The 6,980-nt window shown below is 42.3% G+C and carries 6 protein-coding genes and 1 rRNA gene; 5 read left to right on the top strand and 2 right to left on the bottom strand.

Going from position 1 to position 6,980, the window contains the following annotated elements:
• Positions 1-15 precede the first annotated feature (15 nt).
• The 5 genes from rrf to FHS68_RS24795 all read left to right on the top strand — a co-directional run bounded on the left by rrf (position 16) and on the right by FHS68_RS24795 (position 5,135).
• Positions 16-127, top strand: a 5S ribosomal RNA gene (gene rrf, locus FHS68_RS24815).
• 312 nt (positions 128-439) lie between these two features.
• Positions 440-1,846: a Gfo/Idh/MocA family protein gene (locus tag FHS68_RS24810; RefSeq protein WP_167276481.1), complete on the top strand. Its 1,407-nt coding sequence runs from the start codon at positions 440-442 to the stop codon at positions 1,844-1,846.
• Positions 1,847-1,852: 6 nt separating this feature from the next.
• Positions 1,853-2,608, top strand: a complete 756-nt coding sequence (locus FHS68_RS24805) for a glucosamine-6-phosphate deaminase (RefSeq protein WP_167276476.1) — start codon at positions 1,853-1,855, stop codon at positions 2,606-2,608.
• Between the two features lie 74 nt (positions 2,609-2,682).
• Entirely contained in the window at positions 2,683-3,825 is a 1,143-nt protein-coding gene (locus FHS68_RS24800) for an acyltransferase family protein (protein ID WP_167276473.1), read from the top strand.
• Positions 3,826-3,827: 2 nt separating this feature from the next.
• Positions 3,828-5,135, top strand: coding sequence for a dienelactone hydrolase family protein (locus FHS68_RS24795; protein WP_167276471.1), 1,308 nt, complete (start codon positions 3,828-3,830; stop codon positions 5,133-5,135).
• A 19-nt stretch (positions 5,136-5,154) separates the two neighbouring features.
• Here FHS68_RS24795 and FHS68_RS24790 read toward each other — a convergent pair whose 3' ends face one another.
• Positions 5,155-6,237, bottom strand: coding sequence for a winged helix DNA-binding domain-containing protein (locus FHS68_RS24790; RefSeq protein ID WP_167276468.1), 1,083 nt, complete (start codon positions 6,235-6,237; stop codon positions 5,155-5,157).
• Positions 6,234-6,902, bottom strand: a complete 669-nt coding sequence (locus FHS68_RS24785) for a 2-C-methyl-D-erythritol 4-phosphate cytidylyltransferase (RefSeq protein WP_167276467.1) — start codon at positions 6,900-6,902, stop codon at positions 6,234-6,236. Before FHS68_RS24785 ends, FHS68_RS24790 begins: the two co-directional genes overlap by 4 nt.
• Positions 6,903-6,980: the final 78 nt, after the last annotated feature.

Below are 6,980 nucleotides of genomic sequence, written 5' to 3'. Positions count from 1 at the left end.
CCAACAAAAGAGCTTGTTGGTGACTATTGGCCTGGTGTTCACCTCTTCCCATCCCGAACAGAGAAGTTAAGCCCAGAACCGCCGATGATACTTGGATCAAACCTGGTAAAGTAGGTAGTCGCCACAATACCATTTATAGCAAAAGCATCCCCTAACAAGGATGCTTTTTTTTGTGTGTAAAGGAGTTCCAGCTTTCTTCTTTTTCTATCATCGCTTGCAGAATTATGGACAATCAGTTTAGCGGAAAGCACAACTTTGAATAGGTAAATATATTTTCTGAATGTGCTTCACCAGTAATTCGCAATGCAAAATTAACTATTGTTTCTCCAATAAAATTTTCGCTATTATTTACCCCTAATATTGATAATCTCGGTGTAAAACATTGTAAAATTGTATCAGTACCAAATGATAATTCTCAATCAGGTAAAATGGCTTCAAGATGAAAAAGAGAGAATTCCTGAAATTGGCAGGTTTAGGTGGGATTAGTATCACAGGTAAAACAAATCAAATTTTTAAGCCTAACCTGGTTGAGCCTCGCTCGGGGGATCATAAGCAGCTTTTCAATATGAGTGGCTACGCTGCCCCTAAAATTGATACCGTTAGGATTGGATATATTGGCCTGGGCAACAGAGGTAGTGGAGCCATCAACAGAATAGTTAACCTGGAAAACATCCAGGTTAAAGCAGTTGCAGACATTGTTTCAGAGAAGGCCGATAAGGCGAAAAAGCAGCTGGAATCCGCAGGTCAACAACCACAGGTTTATTCCGGCTCGCAGGATGCCTGGAAAAGACTTTGCGAGCGCAGTGACCTTGATCTGATATACATTTGTACACCTTGGAATCTCCACACTCCTATGGCGCTCTATGCAATGGAACAAGGCAAGCATGTGGCTGTCGAAATTCCTGCTGCCACTTCTGTGGGTGATTGCTGGAAGTTGGTGGAAACTTCGGAACGAACAAAAATGCATTGTATGATGCTTGAAAATTGCTGCTACGATTTTTTTGAATTGCTAACCCTGAATATGGCCAGACAGGGCTTCTTTGGAGAAATTGTACATGTGGAAGGAGCATATATTCATGATATATTTGAATCCCTATTTGAGAAGAATAAAAGATTTGACCTATGGCGTCTGAAAGAAAATCAGCGCAATGGCAATTTATATCCTACACACGGTCTGGGGCCAATTGCACAGATTCTCGATATTAATCGTGGGGATAGGATGGATTTTCTTGTGTCCATGAGCAGTAATGATTTCATGCTAAAAGCCAAAGCGAACCAGCTGGCTGCTCAGGATGCGGACTTCAAACAATTTGCAGATAAGAAATTCAGAGGTAATATGAATACCACAACCATCAAAACCGCCAAGGGTAAAACAATCATGTTACAGCATGATGTGTCTTCCCCAAGACCTTACTCGCGCCTGCATTTAATCAGTGGTACCAAAGGAGCAGCACAAAAATACCCGTTGCTTGAAAACGGCCAGGAGGGAAGGATCTCAAAAGGCCATGAGTGGTTGAATGAAAACGATTTTAAAGCATTTGAGCAAAAATACCAACCGGAAATTGTTAAAAAAGTAGGAGAACTGGCTAAAAAAGTAGGTGGTCACGGAGGAATGGATTTTCTGATGGACTGGAGGCTTATTGATTGTCTGCGAAATGGGTTGCCACTGGATCAGGACGTTTATGATGCAGCGTCATGGAGCGTGATTTCGCCGCTGAGCGAGTGGTCGGTAGCCAATAAATCTAATTCCATAGACATTCCGGATTTTACAAATGGGTCGTGGAAGAAAAACCAACCGGTTGACATTACCTTAAAAGATGGAGGAAATACAGGCGTAAAATCATAATGTTTAATGAAAGTTATTATAGCTAAGGATAAAGAGGAATTGGGCGAATCGGCTGGCACTTTTGCGGCGAGTTTGATCCGAATTGCAATTAAAGAAAAAGGTAAGGCTAATATTATTCTGGCAACAGGAACAAGCCAGTTTGAAACATTGGAACAATTGACTGCGGAAGATGATATTGAATGGTCCAAAGTGACTTTATTTCATTTGGATGAGTATATAGGACTATCGGTCAATCATTTAGCAAGTTTCCGGAGATACTTACAGGAGCGATTTTTGTCTAAGGTACCGTCTTTGCTGGCAGTCTATCTGATCAATGGAGAGGGAAATATTGAGGATGAAATTATTAATCTGAACAAAATTATCCGCGATCATCCTATCGACGTTGCATTGGTGGGTATTGGTGAAAACGGGCATCTTGCTTTTAACGACCCGCCTGCTGACTTTCAGACAGACGAACCCTATCTAGTTGTAAACCTAGACGAGCCATGTCGCCAGCAACAAATGGGAGAGGGATGGTTTGCATCACTTGAAGATGTTCCCCTTCAAGCCATTAGCATGTCGATCAGGCAAATTATGATGTCAGAAAATATCATCTGCTCTGTTCCGGATAAGCGAAAGGCAATTGCTGTAAGAAACAGTTTGGAAAATACAGTGAGTAATCAAATTCCGGCCAGTGTTTTACAAGAGCATCCCAATTGTACCTTTTTTCTTGATAGGAAATCTTCTAGTCTACTTAAAAACGAGTTCAGCATTCACAATTAGATTACGGCGCTACCAAATTGCGACGTTAAAATACGAGGTTAAGTGGCTTATATTCAAAATCAAACCCTGATTCAATGGAAGCGTCACCAATATATTTGAAGCCTGAGGCGAAAATCGTCATTTCATCAACGCGGCTAGCCTCTATTGACGCCCTGCGTGGATTTGATATGCTCATGATTTCAGGCGGCGGCGCATTTATCTTTTTATTGGGTGGTAAAACAGGGATACCATTTGTGGATTGGGTCGCCTCGCAATTTGAGCATCCCGAATGGAATGGATTTACGTTTTTTGATTTTATTTTTCCATTGTTTCTTTTTCTGGCCGGGACCTCAATGACATTCAGCATCACGAGTGGAATTGTGAAGGGAATCAGTCATTCAGTCCTGAGGAATAAGATTTTTAAACGAATGCTAATCCTTATTGCATTAGGTATCCTCGATAAAAATGCACCCATTGATCTGTTTGACCCGGCGCACATCCGCTATGGAAGTGTATTGGGGCGCATTGGAATTGCAACATTTATTGGCGCTATCCTATATTTGAGATTTTCCTGGAACCAAAGGCTTTACATTGTGCTGGGAATTTTAGCACTGTACTATCTCGCCCTTTTGCTGATTCCGGTTCCAGGCTTTGGCCCGGGGAATCTTTCGTTTGAAGGTAACCTTGTTGGGTGGGTCGATCGAAATTTTATGCCAGGGAAATTAAAACAAGGCACTTATGATGAGTTAGCGCTCTTAACGCAATTTCCTGCCTTGTGTTTGACACTACTTGGAACATTGGCAGGCGATATTCTTCTAAACCCAATTCCAGCATCCGAAAAATTTAAAAAATTGCTCCTTGTAGGGGCTTCTGGAATTGTGACCGGGCTTATCTGGAATTATGTTTTTCCAATTAATAAACATTTATGGTCCAGCTCATTTATTATGTTGACCGCCGGGATGGCATTTACATTGCTCGCGGTGTTTTATTGGATTATTGATGTTCAAGGATACAAGAAATGGTCATTTTTCTTCAGGGTTATTGGAATGAATTCTCTCGTGATTTATCTGGCCGTCAGGTTTGTCGACTTTAACTATACTTCCAGGCTGCTTTTTGAAGGATTCTATAAGTATGCTCCTGGGAAATGGCATGAAGTGTATAATGCACTCGGCGGTTTCCTGCTCGTTTGGTTTTGTCTATACTTTCTCTACCGTCAAAAAATCTTTGTAAAGGTTTAGCTATGAAAATTGAAAACAAGGAAGGGCCGGAAAAAATGCCCAGGAGAGCATTTCTCAAAACAACGGCATATACCTCGGCATTACCATTGCTGATGGGCGAACATTATATTACCGGAATTTCCAGCGAACAAATCAAAACAATAAACAATTTTTCCATGTCATCAGAAAAGAGCTTAATAGGCGGTTATGGTCCCTGGGCCGTATCTCTTTTACCAAAAGTTCCTCCTCTGTCTTTTAGAAATGACAAATGGAAGGATCTTGCTTCATGGAAAAAGCAGGCTCTGGGTAAGACTATGGAGTTGGTTTCCAGTCCGCCAAAAGTCAAGGCACCAGCGGTTACTGTCGTGAATAAGTATGTTTATGATGGATTGGAAATTGAAGAATTGACCTGGCAAATGCCCTATGGGCGTCCAACCAGTGCAATTTTACTGAAACCGCAAGGTGTTAGTAAGCCACTTCCGGCAGTACTAGGGCTACATGATCATGCAGGAAAGAAATATTTTGGTTACAGAAAAATCGTCAAGACTTCGGATGACCAGCATCCATTGCTCAAAGAACATCAGGAAACAAATTATGAAGGAAAAGCATGGGCCAATGAAATCGCCAAGAGAGGATACGTGGTGCTGGTTAATGACGCCTTTGCTTTCGGAAGCAGAAGAGTATTCTATGAAGATGTGAAAGGTTTGGATTGGGGCGAGGTAAAAACCACCGGAAAAAGTGACATTGATCCGGAAAAAAGTGAAAATATCGAAACGTATAATACATGGTCCTCAGAGCACGAACATGTGATGTCAAAATCGTTGTTCTGTGCTGGAACGACCTGGCCGGGCGTATTTTTGTCAGAAGATCAGATCGCGCTGGACATTCTGAGCGCTCGTAAAGACGTGGATTCGAATCGAATTGGCTGCGGGGGACTTTCAGGAGGTGGACTTAGGACTGTTTATCTTGCCGGATTGGATCCACGGATCAAATGCGCCGTGTGTGTTGGCTTTATGACTACGTGGAATGACCTGATCCTAAACAAATCATTCAACCATACCTGGATGACTTATACGCCCCTATTACCTCAATATCTGGATTTCCCTGAAATTATCGGTTTAAGAGTTCCGCTTCCTACATTGGTTCTGAACAATAATCAGGATGAACTTTACACGTTAGCCGAAATGAAAAAAGCGGATAATATCCTCACAGAAGTATTTAAAAAAGCCAAAGCGTCAGAAAAGTATGCTGCCAAATTTTATGACGGGCCGCATAAGTTCGATGCTAAAATGCAGGCGGATGCTTTTGAGTGGTTTGATAAATGGTTGTAGCAACAGCATTATAGAGTACTTATAGCCAATTAATTGAAGAGATTTTTCTGTCCAGGTATTTGCCATATTTCTTTGCCTCCTGTTCGATCTTTTTCTTTTTTAGTTGACTTATTTTCCCAAATGGAAGCATTTCAATCGATACACTATCTTTTTTTAAAACCCGTTTCCAGGTTCCTTCAACCTTTCCGTTTACAATGATGGTTGGCATGAAAACACCGTTATTGCCAGGTACAATTTTAGCTGAATGCTGTTTTTCCAGCATAAGTACCCTATCTGTATAACCAAGCATATATTCATCAAAACCAGGCAGCAAAAAAACGGAATTTGAGTTGCTCATATCAGGTAGTCCGGGAGCATACCAGTAGGTTTTTCCATCGACCTCACCTGCTTCAAGCTGTGATGAGACCATGTTAAGTCCTGATCTAGCATCGGAAATCCTTAGGCCGGTCCACCAAACAAAATCATGAATGGTGGCGGGGCCATGACTCAGAAAGTACCGCAATGCTAATTCACCCAATGCATCCACCGTCTCAAACTCGTTGGATTGTGTCACCCACTCGTCAAAGAGCACATAAGTAGGTTGCTTATCATTGTGGATTCCATGACAGAGTATTTGATTCTGTGCCAGCGTGTTGATGATATGCATCCCACGTTGATCAGCCGTAGCAATGCCATTGTCTTCCAAAAGTCCGAAAAGCTCACTGCGCATGAGTTGCTTACCACCTTCCATAGCCTTCAAAAGCAACTCGGTGCTCTTGTTGAAAACTTTGTCATCCAGGTTTAGCTGCCGGTAACGACCGGCAGAGCCTGAGATAATTCGTGGGGTAAGTAATTTCAGCATCCAGCGGGCATCTTCCGCAGCTACAAAATGCAATGTGCCCCGCATAGGCCAAGTGCGGATGATCGTTCGCGCTGCCAATGCCTTATCGATATAGGCATCTTTTAAATCCGGCACACGCAATGCGATAGACCATTTGGCGCCGGGATAATCCTGAGCCTGCATGGCACCAAGCCAGCGCACAACCTCTTCCGGCGATTTCCAAGGGTAATTTGAAATAAGCTGATTATGCAGCCTGAGATGAAGTATGTCGCGAATTGTCATGGTTTCAAATACACTTCTGCCCAGAGTAAATCTTCTGGGGTAGTGATTTTTATATTTTCGTAACTTCCTTCAATCAAGAAAATTGGGTAGCCCTTGGCTTCTAAAACACTGGCACAATCTGTAAATGTTTCCTGATATGAGGTCGTAAATGCATCCTGCATCCAGCTTAGCCTAAAAGTCTGCGGAGTTTGGATCAGACGGAATTGGCTCCTGTCGACCGCTTTATTTTTATCTTTAATAATCAATCTTATCGAATCTTTTAATGGCACACTTACCACAGCTGAGCCAGACCTGGCGGCTACCTTAAAACTATCCGCTATGATTTCCTTAAAAATGACAGGACGAACACCATCGTGAACAGCCACCAATGCATCGGCGTCTTTAATTTTCATTAAGCCGTTACTTACGGATTGAAATCGTGTCTCGCCGCCTTTGACAAGGCCATAGGTTTCGTGAAAGTGATGTTTTTCACATAATTCCTGCCAGAGATCAATCTGATTTTCAGGCAATACGACAAGGATGATTAATTGATCAGAATATCGGCGGAAAGCCTTGATCGTGTGCATTAACACGGGGAGGCCGTGAATGGGCAGGAATTGCTTGGGAATATCGCTTTTCATTCGACTTCCGCTTCCACCGGCGACAATGATTGCGTATTCCTGCATAAGTCAGATGGCTGTTAACAAAAAGGCCATTTACGCATCAGGATTAATAACCCTTAAACATAAATGACCAATGATACT

The organism is Dyadobacter arcticus, assembly GCF_011762185.1.
GTDB classification, from domain to species: Bacteria; Bacteroidota; Bacteroidia; order Cytophagales; family Spirosomataceae; genus Dyadobacter; species Dyadobacter arcticus.
Note: the sequence above shows the minus strand (reverse complement) of the source record. Positions and strands in the feature narration are given on the sequence as shown.